Origin of the sequence: Pseudomonas sp. HY2-MNA-CIBAN-0224, from assembly GCF_040310285.1 — a bacterium.
Classification (GTDB): Bacteria; Pseudomonadota; Gammaproteobacteria; order Pseudomonadales; family Pseudomonadaceae; genus Aquipseudomonas; species Aquipseudomonas helleri.
Genome location: NZ_JBEOPQ010000012.1, coordinates 35679 through 59509, shown reverse-complemented (window position 1 = coordinate 59509; position 23831 = coordinate 35679). Strand labels below are relative to the sequence as shown.

General features: G+C 59.7%; 19 protein-coding genes. 3 read left to right on the top strand and 16 right to left on the bottom strand.

Features of this window, described 5'->3' with window-relative positions:
- Positions 1-26 precede the first annotated feature (26 nt).
- Positions 27-548 carry a hypothetical protein gene (locus AAEZ03_RS08725; RefSeq protein ID WP_350577781.1) on the top strand — a complete coding sequence of 174 codons (522 nt, stop codon included), beginning with the start codon at positions 27-29 and terminating at the stop codon, positions 546-548.
- A gap of 255 nt (positions 549-803) precedes the next feature.
- Here the strand turns inward: AAEZ03_RS08725 and AAEZ03_RS08720 are convergent, their stop codons facing one another.
- The 14 genes from AAEZ03_RS08720 to AAEZ03_RS08655 form a co-directional block, all read right to left on the bottom strand.
- Positions 804-1385, bottom strand: a complete 582-nt coding sequence (locus AAEZ03_RS08720) for a peroxidase-related enzyme (RefSeq protein ID WP_350577779.1) — start codon at positions 1383-1385, stop codon at positions 804-806.
- Positions 1382-1897 (bottom strand): CMD domain protein, encoded by a 516-nt coding sequence (locus AAEZ03_RS08715; protein WP_350577777.1) that lies wholly within the window; start codon positions 1895-1897, stop codon positions 1382-1384. Before AAEZ03_RS08715 ends, AAEZ03_RS08720 begins: the two co-directional genes overlap by 4 nt.
- The gene (locus tag AAEZ03_RS08710; protein WP_350577775.1) at positions 1894-3153 is read right to left on the bottom strand and encodes an acyl-CoA thioesterase/bile acid-CoA:amino acid N-acyltransferase family protein; all 1260 of its coding nucleotides are present in this window, start codon (positions 3151-3153) and stop codon (positions 1894-1896) included. Before AAEZ03_RS08710 ends, AAEZ03_RS08715 begins: the two co-directional genes overlap by 4 nt.
- Positions 3153-4721, bottom strand: coding sequence for an ABC transporter substrate-binding protein (locus tag AAEZ03_RS08705; RefSeq protein ID WP_350577772.1), 1569 nt, complete (start codon positions 4719-4721; stop codon positions 3153-3155). Before AAEZ03_RS08705 ends, AAEZ03_RS08710 begins: the two co-directional genes overlap by 1 nt.
- A 17-nt stretch (positions 4722-4738) precedes the next feature.
- A complete protein-coding gene (locus AAEZ03_RS08700) occupies positions 4739-5725 on the bottom strand; it encodes an ABC transporter ATP-binding protein (RefSeq protein WP_350577769.1) in 987 nt (328 codons plus the stop codon).
- A complete protein-coding gene (locus AAEZ03_RS08695; protein ID WP_153332017.1) occupies positions 5715-6728 on the bottom strand; it encodes an ABC transporter ATP-binding protein in 1014 nt (337 codons plus the stop codon). Before AAEZ03_RS08695 ends, AAEZ03_RS08700 begins: the two co-directional genes overlap by 11 nt.
- Complete coding sequence (locus AAEZ03_RS08690; protein ID WP_123749435.1) at positions 6725-7636, bottom strand: ABC transporter permease; 912 nt, start codon at positions 7634-7636, stop codon at positions 6725-6727. Before AAEZ03_RS08690 ends, AAEZ03_RS08695 begins: the two co-directional genes overlap by 4 nt.
- On the bottom strand, positions 7633-8607 hold the full coding sequence (locus AAEZ03_RS08685) for an ABC transporter permease (protein WP_350577764.1): 975 nt from the start codon (positions 8605-8607) through the stop codon (positions 7633-7635). The genes AAEZ03_RS08690 and AAEZ03_RS08685 overlap by 4 nt, the downstream gene beginning before the upstream one ends.
- Positions 8604-10064 (bottom strand): FAD-dependent oxidoreductase, encoded by a 1461-nt coding sequence (locus tag AAEZ03_RS08680; protein WP_350577762.1) that lies wholly within the window; start codon positions 10062-10064, stop codon positions 8604-8606. Before AAEZ03_RS08680 ends, AAEZ03_RS08685 begins: the two co-directional genes overlap by 4 nt.
- 95 nt (positions 10065-10159) lie before the next feature.
- Positions 10160-12658: a TonB-dependent receptor plug domain-containing protein gene (locus tag AAEZ03_RS08675; protein ID WP_350577760.1), complete on the bottom strand. Its 2499-nt coding sequence runs from the start codon at positions 12656-12658 to the stop codon at positions 10160-10162.
- 301 nt (positions 12659-12959) lie between these two features.
- Positions 12960-13910: a LysR family transcriptional regulator gene (locus AAEZ03_RS08670; protein ID WP_048389469.1), complete on the bottom strand. Its 951-nt coding sequence runs from the start codon at positions 13908-13910 to the stop codon at positions 12960-12962.
- A 68-nt stretch (positions 13911-13978) separates the two neighbouring features.
- Positions 13979-15367 carry a tripartite tricarboxylate transporter permease gene (locus tag AAEZ03_RS08665; protein WP_048372638.1) on the bottom strand — a complete coding sequence of 463 codons (1389 nt, stop codon included), beginning with the start codon at positions 15365-15367 and terminating at the stop codon, positions 13979-13981.
- Entirely contained in the window at positions 15364-15828 is a 465-nt protein-coding gene (locus AAEZ03_RS08660; protein WP_278938029.1) for a hypothetical protein, read from the bottom strand. Before AAEZ03_RS08660 ends, AAEZ03_RS08665 begins: the two co-directional genes overlap by 4 nt.
- A 126-nt stretch (positions 15829-15954) precedes the next feature.
- Positions 15955-17241 (bottom strand): hydroxymethylglutaryl-CoA reductase, degradative, encoded by a 1287-nt coding sequence (locus AAEZ03_RS08655; protein ID WP_123749438.1) that lies wholly within the window; start codon positions 17239-17241, stop codon positions 15955-15957.
- Between the two features lie 132 nt (positions 17242-17373).
- On the opposite strand from AAEZ03_RS08655, the gene AAEZ03_RS08650 reads away from it, so the two are divergent.
- Entirely contained in the window at positions 17374-18744 is a 1371-nt protein-coding gene (locus AAEZ03_RS08650) for an aminotransferase-like domain-containing protein (RefSeq protein ID WP_350577757.1), read from the top strand.
- A gap of 62 nt (positions 18745-18806) precedes the next feature.
- On the opposite strand, the gene AAEZ03_RS08645 is transcribed toward AAEZ03_RS08650, so the two are convergent.
- On the bottom strand, positions 18807-20852 hold the full coding sequence (locus tag AAEZ03_RS08645; RefSeq protein ID WP_350577754.1) for a M3 family metallopeptidase: 2046 nt from the start codon (positions 20850-20852) through the stop codon (positions 18807-18809).
- A 263-nt stretch (positions 20853-21115) separates the two neighbouring features.
- Between AAEZ03_RS08645 and alr the strand changes: the two genes are divergently transcribed.
- Positions 21116-22348, top strand: coding sequence for an alanine racemase (gene alr / locus AAEZ03_RS08640; RefSeq protein ID WP_350577752.1), 1233 nt, complete (start codon positions 21116-21118; stop codon positions 22346-22348).
- 72 nt (positions 22349-22420) lie between these two features.
- Here the strand turns inward: alr and AAEZ03_RS08635 are convergent, their stop codons facing one another.
- Positions 22421-23521 carry a polyamine ABC transporter substrate-binding protein gene (locus AAEZ03_RS08635; RefSeq protein WP_048372629.1) on the bottom strand — a complete coding sequence of 367 codons (1101 nt, stop codon included), beginning with the start codon at positions 23519-23521 and terminating at the stop codon, positions 22421-22423.
- Positions 23522-23831: the final 310 nt, after the last annotated feature.

Sequence of the window (23831 nt, the reverse complement as noted above, 5' to 3'; positions counted from 1 at the left end):
GTCAGCGACTACGGGTGGGTTAGCAGGTGCAGCACATCATTGGCATGCCATTGCAGCTCATCATCATCGGCATGGCCCAGTCGTTCATCATTTTCATCATCAGCATGCAGCAGTTGCTCATCATGTCCATGCTCATGCCGGGTATCGGCATCATCATGCAGGTCATGCCATCTGCTTCCATTTTGCATTCCATGACGCATTTCATCATCGGCATCGGCATGCCCATTGGCATCATCATCGGCATGTTCATGCTCGACATGCTGTTCATCATCGCCATGCCGTCTTCAGACATGCACATCATCGACATGTTGGCGCACTGCATCATCATCGGCATGCCGCAGTTCATCATCATCGCCATCATTTCAGCGTTGTTTTTGAACATCGCCATATCCATGCCCGCAACTGGCTTCATGGTGCACTTCATGCCCTTGTCGGTCATTTCGCACTTCATGGTGGCCATCATCATCGGCATGCCCATCATCGGCATCATTGGCATGGAGGTGTTCATTGGCATTTGCATGGCGTTCATCATGTTCGAAACTCCGTAATCGACAGTCATGTAGAAATTCTGGGTTCGATTTTAGAGCGCCCCGAGGCTCACGCAAGGTGACGGCCGAGCAGCAGAAATAGCCGTTGCACCCCCTGTTTACCCAAGCAATACAGCCTTTAACGCTGCCATTGCAGGTAAATACTTGTTGCAACTGCATAACCTGTCTGCTGCTACAGCGATACCGACGCTTTAGATATTCATTCTAGGAATATCTAAAGACCTGAAAGAAATAAACGGTCTAACCAATGATCAATTAAGGCCAGACCGGTTCGCCCAGGTTGAGCATCAAACGATTGGCCCAGGCAAAAATGGCGATGGCGTGGATCAAGTCGAGTATTTCAGCGTCATTAAGGCCCTGTTCGCGCAAAGCCAAGAGCCGCTCGGGCGGTAAGTCACCGGGAGTCAGGGTCAAGTCAATGGCGAACTGCACAATCGCCTGCTCCCGTGGCGTGGTGCCCGCCGTGTGCGGGTCAGCAAACACCTGGGCGATGGCGTCGTTGCGCTTGGCCAGTTGTTCGAACCGTTGGGCATGCACCGAAGCGCAAAACACACACTGGTTAATTCGCGACACCACTGCGCTGGCCAGTTCGCGCTCGGCACGGGACAAACCGCCCGGCGCATACATGATCGCGTTGAAGGCCAACGAACGCTGACGCAGCACCTCAGGCTGGTGGATGAGCGTCAGGTAGTACTGCGACACTTTCGCCTGAGGGTGACTCTCTTCCAGCACCGCCTGCTGCGCGGGGCTGGCGTGCGCCGGATCAAGAGTCGGCAGCCAGGCCTTCCAGCCCAAGGTGCGGTTGGTGAAGCCTTGAATATCCAGTGACTCGCTCATTGCGCAGGCTCCAGTGCTTGCAGTGCGCTAAGGCCCGCAGCCAGGCGCACTTGGTAGGAAATAAAAGCAATCAACTGCCCCAGCGTGACCACATCGATAGTCTCAAGGCCTGCGGCCAGCAATGCATTGAGCGCCTCGCGATCACCCTCGACCGGGTTGCGTACCAGCGTGCGGGTAAAGCCCAGCACCGCCTGCAAGCGCGGCGATTGCAGTTCGGTCAATGCGTCCTGCTCGACAGTTGCCAGGGTTTGCGGGTCGGTCGCCAACAGGTGCAGCGGTTCGCGGTAATGCGCGGCCAAGGGTGCATGCGGGGTCAATCGGCAGGCATACCAGGCCACCAGCAAGCGCTCTTCCAGGCTGAGGTTGCCGGGCAAGTCGGCATCGAACAACGCCTCATAACTGCCTTGCGTGGCGCTGACCACTTTGCCCCTGGCCTGACGCAACTGTTGCACCGGGCCTCCGGCGGTGAGTAACAACCGATCCAGCAGATCGGGTGTGGCAGAACTGTTCATTGCAACTCCTTGGATTGCGCCCGGCGTGCCGCCACGGCGTTATGCAGAAAATCCCTGACGGCCTGCCACGATTGCTCATTGGCCCGGGCATTGGCTGAAGGTTCGCCGTCGTCGCTGTAGGTGGCGGGAATGTACGGCAGCAAAATGCTGTGTCCGGCCTGCGGGTAATCGTGCTGCGCCACCGGCCACGGGTGTTCGAACCGGGCAAGGCGCTGGCTGACCATCTGCCCGAAATGGCTGGATGGCCAGGCAGCGTCATCACCTGCGGTGAGCAACAGCACCGGCCCGCGGATGCGCTCAACGGCGATCCGTGCCCGCTCCACAGCCTCTTCGTCTTGTAATGCTGTATTCATCGACACAGCATTGCGCTGCCCGGCATCGCGGGCGGCCCATGAGGCATGCCGATTGTGGTTCCACAGATGCATCAAAGGCTGCCCGTTTAACAGCCAGGCCGGGCCATCGCGGCCAACGGCCGGGTCTGCCGCAGCTTGCCCGCCATGCACCAGCGCACTGGGCACGTAACCGATCACAGCGCTCACCGCGTCCGGGAACAGGCTGCCCAACAACAGCACCAGTTCACCGCCGCGCGACTGTCCGCTGAGGGCGATAAAGTCATGGGCCGGGGCCAGTTCACGGCGCATCCAGGCCAAACCCTGCTGGAAGTACTCCAGCGGCGTATTGGAGATGTAATCCGACAAGCCCGGCGCCTTGAAGTAACCCAGCGCCAAGGCGCTGTAGCCACGTGAGGCATACAGCGCGGCGCGGGCTTCGTTGATCCCGCCGCCAGAACCATTGAGCACCATCACGGCCGGGTGCGGGCCTGTGCCTGGGGGCTCAAACAAGGTGCCGACCAGGCCATCCTCGCGGATCTCGCGGCGCGTCACGCCGGGGGCGGCAAGGCGCTGGATCAGGGTGTGTTCCAGGTCGCTGCCTTGCAGCTGGATGCGGGTCAGCAACGGTTCCAGCACGGCGTCAGGAAACACCGCCGAGCTGCGCCCCTGCTCTGGCCGCTGACTCCACAACAGGCCCATGGCCGAAACGCCGGCGTAATCGCCTGCCACCGGCGCGTCCTGCGTCAGGTCAACCCGGCCCTGGGCGTTGGCGATAAACGTCGCCGAACTGCGCCAGAGCAGCCCGTTGCCGCGCACGGTCTGACTGGTCAAGGTTACCCGTGCGCCCGCTGCCAAGCCTTCCAGGACAATCTGCCGGGGCTCATCGAGCAAGCCGTCGGCCGGGGTGATATGCATGTGCGCCATTACTTTTTTTCCTCGGTGACCATCATCGCCGTGGTCCGGTCACTGAGCCATGGCTCGACCCGCAGCCCTTTACGCGCCGCCCAGATGTTCTGGTAATGAAACAGCGGCAACACGCCCACGTCGTCGGTCACCAGTTTGACTGACTCGCGCAAAATGGCCTCGCGCTTGCTGTCGTCAAACTCGGCCGAGGCCTGTTGCAACGCCTGATCCACCAGCGGGTTGCTGTAGCGCCCCCAGTTCGATGAGCCCAGGCCTTTGTTGGCGTCGGCCGTGGCCAGCACGTTGGCCAGCCCGTAACTGGCCTCGCCGGTGCCGTTGCCCCAGGCGATCACCGTGACCGCGTACTCGTTTTTGTTGGCGCGGCTGGCATATACCGACCACGGCACCACTTGCAGATCAACCTTGACCCCGATGCGCGCCCAGAACTGCGCCACGGCTTGCAGCGTTTCCGGGGCCAGCGGGTAGCGATCACCCGGCACGTGCACGGTCAGCTGGAAGCCGTCGGGGTAGCCCGCCTCGGCCAGCAGTTTTTTTGCCTGCGCCGGGTCATTGGCGATGTCTGTGACCGCCGGGTTATAGCCGAAGGTGTTGGCCGGCATCCACTGGTTGGCCGGGGTCACGGTGTTTTGCAAGATGCGCTCAGCGATTGCCTTGCGGTTGATCGCCAGCGACAGCGCCTGGCGGACCCGCACATCACGCAGCGGATTTTGCGCCAGCGGCTGGCCCGCATTGTTGCGAATAAACTCGTTGGGCCCCGCACGGAAGCTCGGCTGAATCAGCAACGCGCGCAAGCCGGGGTAGGCAAAGACGCTGACACTCGGGGTGGCGCTGAGTTTTTTCACGTCCGAGGGCGACACCTTGTCGATCACGTCCACGTCCCCCGCCAGCAAGGCGGCCGTGCGGCTGGCCGGGTTGGCGATGTAACGGTAATCAACCGTGTCCCACGTTGCAGGCTTGCCCCAGTAGTCGGTGTTGCGCTCAAACAGGCTACGGTCGCCCTGGGCATTGGAGACCAACCGATAAGGGCCGGTGCCGATCATCGCCTTGCCGCTGTTGTAGTCGGCTGTGCTGGAGTGCTCACCGACATGCCGGCTGACGATGTAAATCGAGTCGATGTTTTGCAACAGCAATGGATTGGGTTCAGACGTTTTGACCCGCAAGGTGTAAGGGTCAGGGGCGCTCACCGACTCGACCGTGCGCAGCGAACTGGAATACGGCGCCACACTGCCGGGAACGTTACGCGCCCGCTGCAGGGAATACACCAGGTCATCGGCGGTCAGCGGCTGGCCATCCTGCCATTTAACGTCCTTGCGCAGGTAGAACTCCCACGTAGTGGCATCCACGGTTTTCCAGCTTTCGGCCAGCCCCGGCAAGGTCTTGTCGTCGCGACGTTCCAGCAGCGACTCAAACACATGCAGCGCCAGCGAACGGTCACCGGCGTGGTTGTTCAATTGCGGATCCAGCGACGACACCGGATCGGCGTAGGCAATGCGCAGGGATTGGGCATTGGCCCCCGCCGCGCCGGTCAACAGTGCAGCGGTCAGTAACGTAAGCAGCAGCGGTTTCATGGCAGGTATCCGAAGGTTCAAGAAACAAGGTTGAGATGGCAGGCGCTGAGGTGCCCCGGCGACACTTCACGCAGCGTCGGCGCCTGTTCGCGGCAACGTTGGCTGGCGTGAGGGCAGCGCGGGTGAAAGTGGCAACCGGACGGCGGATTCAGCGGGCTGGGCATTTCGCCGCGAATGGCCTGGTACTGGCTGCGGCGCAGCTCGAAACGCGGGATCTGCGCCAGCAATGCCTGGGTGTACGGGTGGTTGGCGCGGCTGAACAACTCATCCACCGTGGCCGATTCCACCACTCGCCCCAGGTACATCACCACCACTCGGTCACACAGGTGCTCGACCACGCCCAAGTCATGGCTGATAAACAGGTACGTCAGGCCCAGTTGCTCGCGCAGGTCCATAAACAGGTTGAGGATCTGCGCCTGAATCGACACGTCCAGCGCCGCCACCGACTCATCGCACACCAGCAACTCGGGCTGCACCGCCAGGGCCCGGGCAATGCCGATGCGCTGGCGCTGGCCGCCACTGAACTGATGCGGATAGCGCTGACGCAGCTCCGGACTTAACCCGGCACGGCGCAGTTGCGCACTGACGTAGTCGTCAAAATCGCGGCTACTGGTCAAGCCCTGGCGCAAGGCGCCCTCACCGACAATGCGGTCAACCCGCAAGCGTGGATTGAGGCTGGCGTAAGGGTCCTGAAAGATCATTTGCACCTTGAGCCGCGCACCTGTGCTCAAGGACTCATAGGGTTGCCCCTCGACATTGACGCTGCCGCTGGACGCTGGCAGCAGGCCCGCGACCATGCGCCCCAAGGTCGACTTGCCGCAGCCGGACTCACCCACCAGTCCCACCACTTCGCCACGGGCGATGCGCAGGTCGACGTTATCCACGGCGCGGGTCAAGGGCCGTGGCTGGCTCAAGCCCAAGCGTTGCAGCAGGCCACCAGGGGCCTGACCAAATTGCTTGCTGACCTGACGAAGTTCGATCAAAGGCACGGATTCATTGGCCATGGGCAGCTCCAGCTTCATAGACGGCGGGATGAAAGCAGCGCAGGCTGCGCCCCGGTTCAATTTCAACGGCGGGCGGCAATTCACTGCACGCGCTGCTGGCCCGGCTGCAACGCTGGGCAAAGGCGCAACCGGCGGGCATCGACAGCAGATTGGGGGCCATGCCGGGTATCTGCCGCAGGCGTTGCCCGCGCTGATTGCGGCTTGGCAGGCTGTCGATCAGGCCTTGGGTGTACGGATGCAGCGGACGGTCGAGCACCGCATCGACGCTGCCCTGCTCGACAATGCGTCCGGCGTACATCACCGCCACTTGATCGGCCAGCCCGGCCACCACCGACAGGTCATGGGTGATCCAGATCAGTGACGTGCCCTGCTCGCGTACCAGCTTCTGCACCTCGCCCAAAATCTGCGCCTGAATCGTCACATCCAGTGCGGTGGTCGGCTCGTCGGCGATGATCAAGTCCGGGCGGTGCAGCAAGGCAATCGCAATAGCGACCCGCTGGCGCATGCCGCCAGACAACTGATGCGGGTAGGCGCGCAGGCGCTCTTCCGGGCTAGCGATACCCATCGACGCCAAGGTGTCACAGGCGTGCTGGCGCGCCTCGCGACGGCTCATCGGGCTGTGCGCACGCACTGCTTCGATCATTTGTGCATCGATGCGCAGCACCGGGTTGAGGGTCATCATCGGGTCTTGAAAAATCATGGCGATCCGATTGCCCTGCAAATGGCGCAGCTCTTTGGCTGATAACCGGGTCAGGTCGCGGCCCTGAAAGATAATCTCTCCACCGCTGATTCGCCCCGGTGCATCCACCAGTCCGAGGATTGAAAAACCGGTCACCGACTTGCCCGAGCCCGACTCGCCCACCAGCCCCAGAATCTGCCCCGGCTGCAAGCGCAAGGACACCTCGCGCACGGCAGGCAGCACGCCGTCACGGGTATGGAAAGAGGTCGACAGGTTGCGCACTTCAAGGGTCGCAGGCCGAACGTCTTGCTGGAATGCATTCATCGTTGCAGCCTCGGGTTGAGTACATCACGCAGACGGTCGCCCACCAGATTGATCGCAACGATGGTCAACAGCAGCGCAAGGCCGGGGAACACGCTGATCCAGTACTCGTCGCCGAGCATGAATTGAAAGCCGTTGGCAATCAGCAGGCCCAGCGACGGCTCGGTGATCGGCACACCGAGGCCGAGAAACGACAAGGTCGCTTCCAGGGTGATGGCGCGGGCGATCTGCAAGGCGCCGATCACAATCAGCGGCGGCAGGCAGTTGGGCAGAATGTGCCCCACCAGAATCCGCCAGCGGCTGATGCCCTGCCCGCGTGCAGCCTCGACGTATTCGCGGCGGCTCTCGACCAGCGCCTGGCCCCGTGCCGTGCGGGCGTAATAGGCCCACTCCAGCAGCACCAGGGTCAGCATCACGTTGCCCACGCCCTTGCCCAGCCAGGCGAGGATCATCAGCGCCATGAGAATCCCCGGAAACGACAGCAGCAGGTCCACCAGACGCATCACTAACGCGTCAACCCAACCACCTGCATACGCCGAAATCAGCCCCAGCAACGTCCCGATCACGGCCGCGATCAAGGCCGAACCCACGCCCACCAGCAAGCTGATGCGCAAGCCATAAACAATCGCCGAATACAGATCACGGCCCTGCCCGTCCGTGCCCAGCCAATAGGTGTAAGCCCCCTCGGCGCTGTGCGCTCCGGGCGCCAAGCGCGCATCGAGAACGTCCAATTGCATCAGGTCATAGGGGTTTTGCGGGGTGATCCAGGGTGCAAATAGCGCGGCCAGGGTGATCGACAGCAAAATCAGCAGGCCAATCATCGCCAAAGGCGAGCGGATAAAATCCAGCGCACCGCGTTGCCACAACGATTCGACGCGCAACACGCGCGGCGGGTTTTGCAGGGCGGTCATTGCGCACCTTCCAGACGGACACGCGGGTCCAACACGCGATACAACACATCCACCAGCAGATTGAGGCTCACAGAAATCACCACCACGACCAGCAGGTACGCCACCACCACCGGCCGGTCGAGGTTGTTGATGCTGTCCAGAATCAGCTTGCCGGCTCCGGGCCAGGCAAAGATGGTTTCGGTGACCACCGCATAGGCGATGGTCGAGCCCAACTCAAGCCCCAGCACGGTGACCAGCGGGATCAAGGTATTGCGCAGCACGTGCATCACAATCACCCGCCTGGGCGACAAGCCTTTGGCCCGGGCGAATTTGACGAAGTCCTGGGGGAGGATTTCACGCACCCCGGCGCGAGTCAGGCGCAGCACCAGCGAGACTTTGAACAGCGCCAGATTCAACGCGGGCAGCAACAAGTGCTGCCAGCCATTGAGGGTCAGCCATGACCACTGAATGCCAAACAATTCCCGCGTCTCGCCACGGCCGCTGGCGGGCAACCAGCCCAGGTGCACCGAGAACAGCAGAATCAGCATCAAGGCGACCCAGAAAGCCGGCAGCGAAAACCCGATAATGCTGCCCGCCATCATCAGCCGCGCCGCCTTGCTGTCCGGGTACAACCCGGCAAACAGCCCCAGCGGCACGCCGATGACGATGGCCATCAACAAGGCGCTAAACGCCAGTTCGAAGGTCGCGGGCAGGCGCTGCACAATCAGTTGCAGGGCGTCTTCGTGATAGACATAACTCTTGCCCAGATGCCCGTGCACAATCCCGCTGAGAAAATTCAGGTACTGCTGCCACAGCGGCTGATCCAGGCCCAGCCGGGCAATCGCCTGCAAGCGCTCGGCCTGATTGAGGTCTTCACCGATAAGAATGTCCACCGGGTTGCCGATGGCATTGAGCCCGACGAACACAATCAGGGTCATCAGCAGCATCACCAGCAAGGCTTGCCCCAGCCGCCGCAACAACCATCCGGTCATGTGCGCAACTCCTCGGCGCGCAGGATGCCCGGCTGCCATTCATCGCCCTTCAATTCAGGCTCGGCATAGGCTTGCATCGCCTCGAAATGCAGCTCGATATCGTCGTTGAACAATTGCCCGGCCAACCCTTGAGCCATGCGTTTGGCGCCTTCGCTGATGGCCGGAATATCGCCGGACACACCGCCGTAAGTCAGCGCTGCCGGGTAACTGAAGCAATGCACGCGGTCCAGCCCCGGGCAGGAGCCAGGCACACGTTCGAGAAATTCGAATAACGGCCCCAAGTCGGGCAACTGCGACAGCTCAAGATCTTCTTGCCCGGCCGGTGCGCTGTAACGATCGCTCCACAGTTTGATGTGCGGGGCAAACGGCGAAAACTCCGGGCGCAAGGCCCAGTTGCTGCGAAAGCCGGTGGCAAACACCAGAAAGTCGTAGTGCAAATGGGCGGTCGGCGTCTGCAACAACAGGCTGCCATCGGCTTGCACCGCCACCGACTCAACCGGGCTGCCCAGCAAGAACCGCGCGTTGGCGTGCCGCGACACGCGCAACGTACTGCCCTGCGGCGGCGGCACTTGTTGCAGGTTGAGGTAGTGGCGGATGCTCCATTTCCAGTCATCCGGCAGGCGCCAGTAACCGTGGGTCATGCCCGGGCTGCCGGCACCTTTGCCCTTGTTGATGCGGGGTAAATCCTTGCGCCGGACCAGCACGTCCACCGACCGGGCGCCCGCCTCCAGCGCCGTGCCGGCAGCGTCCATGGCCGAGGCGCCGCCGCCGATCACCGCCACGCGCTTGCCGACAAACCAGTGGTCCTGCAAACCGTCAGCCGAGTGCGCCCAGTATTCGCGGGGCAGCGCGTCAGCCACTGCTGGTACCCAGGGCCCGCCCAAACCATCGCGACCGGTGGCCAGCACCACGTGCCGGGCCGAAACGTTAAGGGCTTGCCTGTCGGCATCAATACTCAGTTCGACGCGACCGTCCGCCTTTGGTTGCACCCGCGTCACGCGGTGGCGGTTACGCACATCCAGGCGCAGCACGTGTCGATACCAGCGCAAATACTCAGCCCATTGCAGGCGCGGAATCTTGTCCAGTTGCTCCCACGCGGCCAGGCCGAACTGGGCTTCGAACCAGGCCCTAAAGGTCAAGGCCGGCAAACCCAACGCCGGGCCGCTCAATTGCTTGGGCGAGCGCAGGGTCTGCATGCGTGCAGTGGTCGCCCACGGCCCTTCAAAGCCTTCTTCGGACTGGTCGAACACCACCGCCTTCACCCCCAGATGGCGCAACTCGGTTGCCAGCGCCAACCCGGCCATCCCTCCGCCAATCACGGCCACTTCAAGCAGCAACTGGCCTTCTTGATGACGAGGTTTGACCCACGGCTGAGCCGGTAAATCGAGCCACTGCAAATCCTCGCGCAGGCGCGCTTCGAGGGCTGGCAGGCCAATGGGAGCTGTGGTGTGGGGCATTGTCGGTATCTCTATTAAAGTCATGAACGCTTCGCAGGATCTGCCGCAGACTGCGGCAGATCCTGCGAAGAGCGGGCCAGGTGTTGGCCCCGGGTTTAAAAATCGATGTTCAGACGGCCGTAGTAAAACGCCCCGTAAGAGCCAAACGGTGAGATCGACGAGTAGTACGAGCCACCGGAGACATCAATGATCTGGTGCTTGTCCGGATACACGTTGAACACGTTGTCGGCCCCCACAGACACGGTGATGTTGTCGGTCAGGGCGTAGTTCACGTCGACATCGGTGATCCACTTGGCGCTGAAGGTTTCGTCAATGCCGCTGGTGCCGCTGCCCAAGCGCTTGACCTTGCCGTAACGGGTGCTGCGCAGGCCAATGTCCCAGTCGCTGACTTGCCAGTTGACGCCGACGATGTACTTGCTCTTGGGCACCAGGTCGGTCACACCGCCCAGCTCCGTGCGCTCAAAACGCGACAGGCCGAGGCTTTGCAACTGGCCGGGATTGGCCTTGAGGTCGGTAATGGTGGCTTTGTTCCAGTTCGCCCCCAGGTTCCAGCGCAAGCGCCCGTAACGGTCCAGGTGCTGGGTGTAGTCGGCCACCAGATCCAGGCCCTTGGTGCGGGTATCAAAGGCGTTGGCGTAGTACTGCACCTGCTGCACATGGGAGAAACCATTGGCCGCGAGGATCTTGTCGACTGCCGGGCCCGACAGCGGGCTGATCAGTGCAATACGGTCTTGCAGGTCAATCAGGTAAGCATCCAATGCGATGTTGAGGTTCTGCACCGGGCTCCAGGTCAGGCCCGCCGAGATGCTTTCAGACTTCACCGGATCCAGGTCTTCAGCGCCCAGCGCCCGGCCAATCGCCGAGTTGGGTTGCACACGTTTGATCATGATGTCCTGGGTTTCGTTGCTCACGGTGCGACGGCCCAAACCGGTCTTGGCGTAGCCCTGTTGCACCATCGACGGCGCAACAAAACCGGTGCTGATGGCGCCTCGCGCAGCCAGCTCCGGGGTAAAGGCATAACGGGTCGACAGCTTGCCGGTCCAGGTATTGCCCGAGCTGTCGGTGTAATGCTCAAACCGCCCGGCGGCGCCGACAAACCACTTGTCCGTCACATCCAGCCCCAGGTCGACATAAGCGGCCGAGTTGCTGCGACGCAGATTGACTTCATCCTCGGGCAGCAGCAGGTAGTTGCCCAGCGCACCGATGGCCGACAACTGGCCCGCCCGCGGGTGGCCTTGCGGGTAACGGTAACCGCCGTTGGCATAAGAATCGGCGTCCCCGGACTCTGTGCGGTACTGCTCGAAACGGTATTCAAGGCCGGTGGCAAAGTTCAGCGGGTTGCGCGTGCCGATGTCCAGCTTGCGGTTGAGGTCCAGGTTGGTCGTCCACTGGGTGAACGTGTTGGTCTGCAGGTCGAAGTGGCGCGGGCTGTCCGGGCCCAACGACGGGTTGAGGTTGTTTTTGGTGCTTTGCTTCTGCCGGTTCGAGCCGTATGAGGTGCTCAAGTCCCAGCCCCAGCCCGCCAAGTCATCGCCACGGGCACCGAACACGCTCTGGTAGTCAAAGCTGTCAAAAGTGAAATCCGGAGCCACGCCATCCGGGTAGAGCTCGTTGATGATGGTGTTGCCGTTGGGTCGACGGTAAGCGATCGACACCAGCGCATCTTGCTGGCCGACCGTGCTGAAGGAGTACAGCGAGATCGAATCGTTAAGCGGCAACTCGGCGTTGTACGACACGTTGAGCTGCTTGATCTCCGGCAGGCCACCGCCATAGGTGCGCTTGTCGATAGTGTTTTCACGCGGGTCAGGCTGGCCGTTCACCGGGTAGTAAAAACTGCCGGTGGCCACCCCTGAACGCTTGGTGCTGTCCTGCTTTTTGGCATCCAGGGCGAAGTTGAAAAAGCCGTCATTGGGCAGCGGCAAACCGATATCGAAGGTCTGCTGATAGGTCTCACCGTTGGAGCCCACCCCGCTGTGATAATGCGAACGACGCCCGGCCATGGTGCTGGCGCTGCCGCCGCTGCTGTTGGACTTGAGGATGATATTGATCACCCCCGCGATGGCATCCGAACCATATTGTGCTGCCGCACCGTCGCGCAGCACTTCCACGCGGTCGATGGCGCTGATGGGGATCAGGTCCAGATCGGCCGGGTTCCAGCCTTCGGACAGCACCGAGTTTTCCGAGGCAACCGAACCGCCATGGCGACGCTTGCCATTGACCAGCACCAGCACATAGCCGCCACCCAGACCGCGCAAACCGGCCGAACGGGCCACGTTGCTGTAGGCGCCGCCGGTCACCTTGGCCACGTTGAACGAAGGTAGGGTTTGCGCCAGGGCATCGCGCAAACTGGTACTCGCACCTTGCTTGAGCAGTTCCTGGCCGCTGATCACATCGATCGGCACGGCACTTTCAGCCACCGTGCGCTGAGTACCGCGGTTACCGACCGAAACCACAGTTTGCATGACCGGCTCCGTTTTAGCGTGAGCCTTGTCGTCATCTTCTTGTGCCGCTACCGGTCCGCTGACCAGGCACAGGCCCGTCAGCGCGAGGGCTGCCGGGGTAAAAAGTGAAGCCGATGAAGCGCCGGATTGCATATGCAAACTCCCCGATAAATCGCCAAAAAAAGTTAAAACACGTCTTGCGGCGATTTGCCGAGGTCGGCTGGATGCCCGCGAAGCTGAAGGTCTGTGTTGGCAGCCTTCAATTCATTTTCATGATTCATTAGCGCATTGAATGCAGTAAATGAATACTAAGGAGCAGCGGTTATTCCATCAACTGGCAAAAAAGGATATGGATATTTCCGTATGGAATAAAAACTGTAGAAGCGAGCTTGCCTCGCGATCTTTTAGAAGGTCAAAAGATCGCGAGGCAAGCTCGCTCCTACACGGGAAGGGTTTAACCGGCGTAGATACTTTGCATCAATGCATCATGGCTGCTGGCCGGGTGCACGATCATCCCCGGCAGCAAGGCCTGGGATGAGGTTTTGAGGGTTTCGACCAACGCCTTGGCCACTTCTGATAACGGTGTGGCGTAGGCCGAGATCAAGCCAAAAAAGAACGGGACGTTGCTTTCAATCGGTCGCACCACTACCCCGTTCAATGGTACGCCAAAGGCCGTAAACGGGTCGGCCAGCGCCACGCCCAGCCCCACGCGGGCCATTTGCATGGCGGTCAGCGAGGTGTTGGTGTCAAGAATGTGCTGCGGCTCAACCCCGGCGGCTTCGAACGCGCGGTTGATGCGTCGGCGGAAGCGGAACGGGTTGGAGATGCTGATCAAGGTCTGTTGTGCCAGGGTTTGCATGCTCAGCACCGGCTCTGCCGCCAGCGGCGAGTCGGCCGCCAGCACCGCCACGCAGGCGGCTTCGCCAATCCAGTGCAACTCAAGGCCGCGATGTTCCAGCGGCAAGCTGACCACCCCCAGATCCACGGTTTTGGCCAATACCGCCTGCACCGCTTCTTGCGCGCTGAGGCTCTGGATTTGCAGTTGTTGCGGCTGCAGCCCCGGCGGCAACTGCGCCAGCGCAGGCGGCAACAGGCCCGAGGCCAGGGCCGGGGTGGCCACCAGACGCAAACTGAGGTTTTCATCACGGGCAATGTTCAGTGCCCGCTGCTGTACGTGACGCACCCCTTGCAGGGCATTCTCGACCTCGGCCGAGAGCATGAACGCCTTTTGCGTCGGGGTGACTTTCGGCCCGCTGCGTTCGAACAGGGCAAATCCCAGTTCCTGCTCCAACTCCTGTATCAGCCGGGTCACGGTAGGCTGCGAGCGCCCGAGCATCTGCCCTGCCCCCGTGACACTGCCCGCCGACATGACCGCAGCAAACGCTTCCAACTGGCGTAGATCCACCGGGATCTCCTTTGACATGACCTGAGGCGATGCAGTGTACACAGCACCGCCGGTTCGGGGCAGGTCACTCAGCCCGCCAACAGCGCAACCAGGGCCGGTACGGTCAGCACCGCGGTGTAATACCCCATGAACTGCACGCCGATGTTGAAGCCCAGAAAGCGCGAGAGAAAACCGCCCAGCAGGCCAACGGTGACAATCACCAGCAAGCCGAGCAAACCGCCCTCCCAGATCCCGATCACCAGAATCAGCCCGACAAACGTCGCGATTACCGCTTCGTGGCTGATTTTGCGCGACACGTACGACGCCGCGCGATACGCGTAGTTCATGGTGAAGGGATAGGCGATCAACAAGGCCACCACCACTGCCAACATGCCATAGCCGAGAAACTCCCAGGTGCTGAGCAACGAGTGCAGGTTGTGCACCTCGCCCGAGGCCGAGTCCACGCTAAAGCGCGGCGGCGCGTTGAACAAAGGCGCTGCCGGGCCCGCCGCCACCGGGCTCAGTGGCAAGCCAAAGGCAATCAGCGGAATCAGCGCTTCGGCAATGTAAGTGGACTCGGTCACGCCATTGCGCGCGGTAATCACGGTCGTCAGGCGATGGTAAACATGCTTGACCCGCGAGCCGACCAGTTCACCCATGATCACGGTCATGGCCACCGGGCTGAACACGAAGGTGGCGCTGGAGATTACAGCGGTGATGCCGGTCCACAGGCTTTGTTTGCGGTCCAATACCTTGAGCGGGTTGGGAAAGAAGCCACCGCCGCTTTTTACATCCGGCGACAGTGAAAACGTGCGCACTTCACTGCGACGCATGTTTTCGCGCTCGGCCGGGGCCATCATCGCGAACAGGGCTGCAATCAACGGCCCGATGGCGATCCCCAGAAAGTAACTGACGGTGAGCTTGACCCCGTATTGGCCGGTGAGGGTTTGCAGGCCGAGAATGATCAGCACAAAGGGGATCAAGGCCAGTACCGCCGCCAATCGCCCTTTCGAAAACCACGCAATGGCAATCGCTGCCGCCAGGAAAATCCACGGCGCCGAACGCTTGATGGTGTCGCCAAACGGCGCCAGCATGACCGCAAACAGAACCGCCATGGGCACGGCGATCAGCGCAGCAATCACCGCCCCGGAAATCATCTTGCGCAAGGCAATGTGCGGCACCCCGAGGTTGCGCAAAAAGTTGGCCTCGCGCATCAACGGCGTGGCCATGGTGTCACCGGGAATCCCCAGCAGCGCCGTGGGCACAGCGTGGGTCATATGCTTGGCCACCGCACCGGCCAGAAAGAAGGTCAACACCCCCGGTGCAGGCACGCCCAGCAGCACCACCAGCAAAGTCAGCGGTGCCAGGGTGGTGGTTTCATCGCTGCCTGAAATCAGCCCGATGGCAGCAAAAATCACCGCCCCCAGAATGCCCATGCCCAGGGCGATCAGCACTTGATCGAACAATGAAACGATCATGAGCGGGCTCCATTGGCAGCCAGGCCATCGACCGCTGGGGCCGGGTCATTCCCGGCGGTGTGCAAGCCCTTTTCGTAGTCCACGAACAGCTCGTACAGGTCCATCTCCTTGAGCTCGGCGATGGTTTCGGGGGGCAAATCAGCCAGACGCCCAAGGTCACCAAACTCGTTTTGCAGATCCTTCAGGATCTGGCTGCGCCAGGCCGGGTCTGCCTCGTGCTCGACCACATGGCGCTTGGGTTTGAACAGGCTCGCACTGATTGCCCCGCCCACCAGACAACCCACAATGCCCACCAGCATCGCGTAGGCCCGGGCCATCTGCGCGGAGGCCACCCACTCAAGCAAAAAGTGCTGTGCGATAAAAAATGCGCTGAGGCTGACGATGGCGCCAATCACAATGGCGTACACAAGATGGCGCACATCAACCGTGTCACCCCAGACTTCATAGAGTTCAGGTTTCAAAGGATTCTCCCACTGCTTTTATTGTTATGGAGGTGAAGAGAGATGCCCATACCTGTAAGAGCGAGCTTGCTCGCGATCTTTTAAAGGCTCGCGAGCAAGCTCGCTCCTACAGATGAAGGGGGGTCATCACAGCCCGCGTTTTTGCTTGAGCAGTGCCGCCGCATGATCCGCGCGCACATCGTGGGCTTCGACCATCTGTTTGACCAGCCAGTCGAGCTCTTCACCCTTGGCACCTGCCGTCAGCGCAATGTTGCGCGCATGCAAGGCCATGTGCCCGCGCTGAATGCCTTCGGTCGACAACGCCCGCAGCGCGCCGAGATTTTGTGCCAGCCCGACCGCGACGGCAATTTCCGCCAGTTCCTGAGCACTCTCGACACGCAAAATGCGCAGCGACAATTGCGCCAGAGGGTGAGTTTTGGTGGCACCGCCCACCAGCCCGACCGGCATCGGCATTTCCAGGGTGCCCACCAGATTGCCCTGGCCGTCTTTCTCCCAGGTGGTCAGCGAGCCGTAATGGCCATTGCGACAGGCGTAAGCATGTGCGCCCGCCTCCACCGCCCGCCAATCATTGCCGGTGGCGACAATCAACGGGTCTATGCCGTTCATGATGCCCTTGTTGTGGGTGGCGGCGCGGTACGGGTCAATCACGGCAAAGTTGTAAGCGTCGAGAATGCCTTCGATCACCTCCTCGCCCTTGAATGCAGGCGTGGTGAGCAACTCGGGGGCGATGCGGATCTGCGCACGGGCCAGACGCAAGTCAGCCAGATTGGAAAGGATGCGCAGGCGCACCTTGGCCCCGGTGATTTCTTCGATCAGCGGCGCGACCGCCTCGGCCATGGTGTTGACCGTGTTGGCGCCCATGGCATCACGCACATCGACGATCAAATGCGCGACCAGCATCGGCCCACGCGGGCTTTGCGCAAAGGTGTGGACTTCAATGTCCCGGCAGCCACCACCCAGCGAGTTGAGGAGTTGGTCTTTGCGGTTCGCCAGCTCGATGATTTCGTCCTTGCGCCGCAACAGGCTCAAGCGCGCATTGAACGGGTCAGCGACATCAACGATCTGCACCTGCGCGCGCATCAACGGCAACGAACTGGAGGTCTGGAACCCGCCCGCCTCCCGCGCCAGCTTGGCCATAAAGGACGCCGCCGCCACCACCGAAGGCTCCTCGACCACCATGGGCACGATCACATCGCGGCCATTGATCTGGAAGTTGCTTGCGACGGCATAGGGCAACTCGAAGGTGCCGATCACGTTCTCGATCATGCCGTCAGCCCGCTCCAGCGCCAGTGCACCCGGCTCACGCAACAGCGCGACGTCATCAGCGGGCAGGTCGAGCAACGCTTGCAGATGCTGCAAACGCTCGGCGGGCGCCAGGCTACGAAACTTGGGAAGGCGCGAATCAATACTCATGGTTCAATCCTGTGGTCATTATTGTTGTCTTTGAGCGCCACCCTAAAGCGCCCTGTGCCCGCATAAAAGGTACAGTTCGCACAAACAGTACCCAAGCTGTACCCTCGCCAAAAAACAGCAGGATGGCCAACCATGGTGCGTCTGACACTCGCTCAGCAACTGACCGCGTCACTGGTCGAACAGATCGGCAATGGCACATACCGGGTGGGCGACCGCCTGCCGTCGTTGCGTGAATGCATGCGCCTGTTCGGCCATTCGAAAAATACCGTGATTAATGCCTATGAGGCCCTGGCGTCCCAAGGGCTGGTCGAACCGCGCCATGGCCAGGGCTTTTTTGTCCGTCAGGGCAGCCCCAACCACAGCGAACCGGACGAACCGCAGCCCTATGCGCGAGCGATGGACACCATCTGGTTGATGCGCCAGCAGTTCGTCCGTGAGCCGGGGCATTCGCCGCTCGGCGAAGGCTTCCCGCCGGTGGAATGGCTGATGGACATGCGCCTGGACAAGTTCACCCGCCAGATCATGCGCACTGAGGTCAACACGCTGTTTCGCTACGGCAACCGCCTGGGCAATGCCAGCCTGCGTCAACATCTGGCGCAAAAACTGGCCAGCTATTCGATCACCGCCAGCCCCCGCCAGATCGTCACCACTCACGGCGCCAACCATGCGCTGGACCTGATCATCCGGCGTTTCATTGCCCACGGCGATACGGTGCTGGTTGAAGACCCCGGCTATTACCCGCTGTTTGGCAAGCTGCAACTGCAAGGCGCCCACATGCTCTGCGTACCGCGCCTGGCTGATGGCCCGGACCTGCAGGTGCTGGAGCAGCACCTGCGCAGCCACAAACCAAAACTGTTTTTTATCCAGTCGGTGGGCCACAACCCGACCGGCTCGGATATCTCGCCGGGCAAGGCCCATCGGTTGGTGCAACTCGCGCAGCAGCACAACTTCATTCTGGTTGACGACGATGCCCTGGCCGACTTTAAACCGGCATCTGTCATAAAGGTGTCTGCGCTCGATCAACTGCAACGCTCACTGTACGTGGGCAGTTTTTCCAAATCGGTGTCTGCGGCGCTGCGGGTCGGCTTTATCGCCGGCAGCAAGGACGTGATTGATGAGCTGGGGGACTTGAAAATGTTGTTGCACACCAGCTCTTCGGAGCTGTGTGAGCGAACCATGGACGTGATCCTCACCGAGGGGCATTTCCTGCGCCATTTGATTCGCCTGCAAGAACGCCTGCAAGCCGCCACAACAGCCGGACTGGCGATACTCGATGAGATCGGCGCCGAGGTGTTTTGCCGCCCGCACCAAAGCCTGTACCTGTGGGCACGCTTTACCCACATCGACGACGCCAAAGACCTGACCCGCCAGTTGCAGCCCAAGGGTTTCATGATCGCGCCGGGGCATATCTTTTCTCCCGAACAATCGCGCACCAACCCCTGGACCCGGCTCAACGTGGCGTATTTGAACGACCCGCTGCTTAAAGCCGTGTTTAGAGGCTGACGGGCAGTGACACTTAGCTGCTCAACCAGCAGCGCGCAGGGCTCTGTGCCATTGCTAATGTGTTAGAGCGGGTCGGTTAGCGTTGGGGCCGAGGGGAAAGATAATGGCCTGCCAGTATTGGGTGGGTGCACAAATACTTCGAGCGACTTGGCTAATAAGCGCGACCCGCTGCGTGTAATGAACGCTTCACGGAAGGCCCGCCCGGTAGTAGGGTCGAATACCCCTTTACGGACAAACTGTTCGAAGGTCTTGGTAGCAAAGACGCTTGACCATTTATATGAGTAAGTTCTCGCGCCGTAATTCGAAGCAATAAAATCACCACTGTTGACCGGACGCACATTGTGCGGCCACTGCAAGTGGCCGATTTCAGCGTTCAAGCTGTCAAACACTTCCTTAGTGCTGCGCCCATCGCCATAAGTACGATGGACCTCAAAATCAAACAGCATGATCAGCATTAAGCCTGCCGTTGCCCAACTGGTTTGCGTTTTGACAGAAGCAATCAATCGAGTCACCAGGCTGGCAGGAATCGACTCTGCGCTCTGGTAGTGGCTCGATATCCAGATCAGGAACTGTTCGGAAAAACACCATTGCTCAAAAACCTGACTGACAAACTCAGCCGAGCCATATCCAAGCGCCGTAATTCCGGATATTTCCCGATACTCTTCACCGGTCAAGAGTTGCTGCAAACAATGACCAAATTCATGCAGCAAAACGCGTAATTGTTGGTGATCTAGCAGGCAGGGCTTATCACCCTTACCGGCTGTGAACTTGCTACGCAGCACAGCAATCGGTAAACGGGGGCGACCTTCCGCGGTGATTCGGCGGTTGCGCAGTGAGAGAGTCTCTCCCAATGGCCCGCCCAATTCACGTCGATAAGGGTCAACAAACAAATAACCGATGGGTTCCTGATGCTCTCTGACTTCGAACAGACGCACATCTGCATGCCAACTATCAAAATCTGAACGTTCGAACAGTTCGACACCAAACAACCGCAAGGTGAAATCGCACAAACGGCTGATGACCGTATCCAGCGGAAAGTATTGACGCAGTTCTTCCTGTGAGCCTCCTTTGGCTTGGCGTACCTTCTCGGCCAAATACTCATAATCCCAAGGCTCCAACCGCGTAATGCCCTCTCGCACAGCGAGGCCCTGAAGTTGTTGTGTCTCAAGCGTAAAAGTATGTCGCTGCTCTTCCAGCTCTTTTCTTAAAAAAGCCAAAACCTGATCAGTGGATTCCACGATCTGTTCTTCAAGGGATAATTGGGAAAAGTTGTCAAACCCAAGCAACCTGGCTTTTTCATGGCGATATCCCAGCAGCAATCTCAGCACATCATCATTATTCAATGGGTCATCAGGTTGTCCCTGATTTGAGGCACGAGAGTGGTAGGCCACCCACACGTCCTCGCGCAGAGGCCGGTGGCTTGCGTAGAGCATGACCTCACGAAACTGATCATTTCCCAGGTTGACCAGCCAGCCTTGCAGGCTTTTCTGCTGCGCCGCGTTCGCCATACGCAGCTTTGTCTCCTCAGGCAGTCCCACCAGCAGCGACTCATCGTCGATGTGTTTGGTCCAGGCAGTGTTAGCTTGCTGCAGGCGTGATCTGAACTCATTCTCCTGCTGACTGATATGACGGTTCAACTCACGCAGACGCTGTTGCTGCTCCGTTGTGAGCCGAATGCCAGACAAGCGATATTCACGCAAGATTTTGCTCAGCACTGCTTTACGCGGTTTATCAAACAATGCCGCTACCTTACTCTTGGACAGTGTTAGATAAAGCTCATACAGCTCAAGGTTCTGTCCCATTAGCTCCTTGTAGGCAGTTATTTGCTCAAAGCAACTACTCGCCGCCTCAATCCACGCTTGCTGAGTGTTCACCCCGCTGAGAATTTTAATGACATGCACCGCGCCATCCAGCCGTGCGTTAACTTCATCCATGGCCAATACCAGGTCATCCCACGTCGGATATAGCCTCTGGCTATCGATGATTCGGGCAACCTCAACTCGGCTGTCAGCAATAATTTTTTCAATGGCCGGCACTAAATGCTCGGCCCGAACCCTTGAGAAGGGTGGCAAGTCATAGGACGCCAGCAACGGATTATTTTCGAACATACTTTCTTCCTGAAAATTTTCGGAAGAATCAATCTACGTGTGAAGTACGCGGTGCTGAGGTTACATAAATATTTTGCAGGTACGATTTAAAACCGATGAGTCCGCACCCCTCAAGGCAGGCGCCCACGATGATTTAACGGCAAGAACACCTCAAGGTATTGACGGGTTGTGCAATACGCAGTTTGAGGCATTAGTTTTCGTACATAACTTAGTACCACCAGCGTTATACTCCGCGCCCCTAAAAATAAAGTACGGAAACTCGCATGCTCCCTTTTGCTCGCACCCTGCTCGCCCTGTCTCTGGGCATGACACTGCTGCAAACCCCGACCTTCGCCGCTCCGCCTTTGACGATGGCCAATGGCGTCGCGCAGGTGAACACCCAAGACAGCAACGCCTGGGTTGAAATCAACAAAACCGCGTTCGAACACAATATTCAGGTCCTGAAAAACACCCTCGGCGACAAATCGAAAATCTGTGCGGTGCTCAAGGCCGATGCCTACGGCCACGGCATTGGTTTGTTGATGCCTTCGATCATCGCCACCGGCGTACCTTGCGTCGGCGTTGCCAGCAACGAAGAAGCCCGCGTGGTCCGCGAGAGCGGTTACAAAGGCCAATTGATTCGCGTGCGCACCGCTGCCCTGAGCGAGCTGGAAGCGGCGCTGCCGTACAACATGGAAGAGTTGGTCGGCAACCTCGATTTCGCTACAAAAGCCGCGCAAATTGCCGAGAAACTCGGCCGTCCTCTGGTAGTGCACCTGGGCTTGAACTCCAGCGGCATGAGCCGTAACGGTGTAGAAATGAGCACCGCTCAAGGCCGCAGCGATGCCGTCGCCATCACCAAGGTACCAAACCTGCAAGTACGGGCGATCATGACCCACTTCGCCGTGGAAGACGCCGATGACGTGCGCGCGGGCCTGAAGGCGTTCAACGAACAGGCACAGTGGCTGATCAAAGAGGCCAAGCTGGATCGCAGCAAAATCACCCTGCATGCGGCCAACTCGTTTGCCACCCTGGAAGTGCCTGAATCGCACCTGGACATGGTCCGCCCTGGCGGCGCGCTGTTCGGTGACACGGTGCCTTCGCACACCGACTACAAGCGCGTTATGCAGTTCAAGTCGCACGTAGCCTCGGTCAACAGCTACCCGAAAGGCAATACCGTCGGCTACGACCGCACCTACACCCTGGCGCGTGATTCGAAGCTGGCGAACATTACGGTCGGTTACTCCGACGGCTATCGCCGTGCGTTCACCAATAAGGGCATCGTGCTGATCAACGGCCACCGCGTGCCGGTGGTGGGCAAAGTGTCGATGAACACCTTGATGGTTGACGTGACCGATGCGCCGGACGTCAAAAGTGGCGATGAAGTGGTGCTGTTCGGCAAACAGGGCGACGCCGAGATCAGCCAGAGCGAAGTTGAAGACATCAACGGTGCATTGCTGGCTGACCTGTACACCGTATGGGGCAACTCCAACCCTAAAGTCTTGATCGAAGAGTAAGACACTTGCCTCGCGATCTTTTAAACAATCAAAAGATCGCGAGACAAGCTCGCTCCTACAGGGCTTGGGCGGTTATTTATCCGATTTGATGCTGGTCCAGGTGCGGGTCCGTACACGCTCCAGCTTTTGTGGCAGTGGTTGCACCACATACAGTGATTTCAACGCTTCTGGCGTCGGCGTCAGGTTCGGGTTGCCGGTGATGTCTTTATTGATCAGTGGCAGCGAGTCTTTGTTGGCGTTCGGGTAACCCAAAAAGTCACTGATCGACGCAATCACCTTGGGCTCCAGCAAGGTGTTCAGGAATTCATGCGCTTCTTCGACATTCTTGGCGCTTTTAGGGATAGCGAAGGTGTCAAACCAGATCGGTGCGCCCTCTTTTGGCAAACGCCAGTCCACCACCACCCCGTTCTTCGCTTCTTTGGCCCGATTGCCAAACTGGTAAAAACTGCCTGAGTAACCAATGGCCACGCAGATGTCGCCGTTGGCGATATCGGTCATGTATTTGGCCGAGTTGAAGTAGGTGACATACGGGCGAATCTTCAGCATCAGCTCTTTGGCTTTTTCATAGTCGGCCGGGTTCTGGCTGTTCGGGTCCAGGCCCAGGTAATGCAAGGCTAGCGGCAAGATCTCCGACGGCGAATCCAGCATCGCGACGCCACAGGATTTCAGCTTGGCCATGTTCTCGGGCTTAAACACTAGGTCCCAGCTGTCTACCGGCGCGTCATCGCCCAGAGCCGCCTTGACCTTGGCCGGGTTAAAGCCGATCAACACCGTACCAACCATGTAGGGCACGGCGTACTGGTTGCCGGGGTCGTTGGTTTCCAGCAGCTTGAGCAATTGCGGGTCTTGGTGCTGCCAGTTGGGCAGCTTGGATTTGTCGAGTTTCTGAAACACCCCGGCCTTGATCTGGGTGTCGAGGAACTGGTTGGACGGCACCACCAGGTCATAGCCCGAGTTGCCGGTCAGCAGCTTGGCTTCCAGCGATTCGTTGGTGTCGAAGGTGTCCCAGGTCACTTTGATCCCGGTGTCCTTGGCAAAGTCTTTGGGCACTGACGGCAAGATGTAGTCCGCCCAGTTGTACACCCGCAATTCGCGCTGATCGGCTTGCACCGCGCTGGCCAACAGTGACAACCCACAGACCGTGGCGCCCAGTAAGCGTTTGATCGTGCTCATGAATGTATTCCCCATCTTTGGCGTGAGATCGATAGTTGTTATGTTTTGTACACGGCAGCAGCCCGCAAAAAGGGCAAGGGTCAGGAAGACAACTCTTATAAGTTGATTTGATTCTTGCCGACCGCTGGAGCGGTTCACAGGGGTAGGCAGGCCAAAAAGGGATCGTTGCGGCCATTGTTTGTGTCCGAATCTATGTCCGCCATCACCCTCTTGCATCGCCCAAGTGTTCATCCAGCAACTGTTGCAAATCAAACAGCAAATCTGCACTTAACCACTCAACCAACAGCGCCCGCCTTGCCCGCCTCCGGCC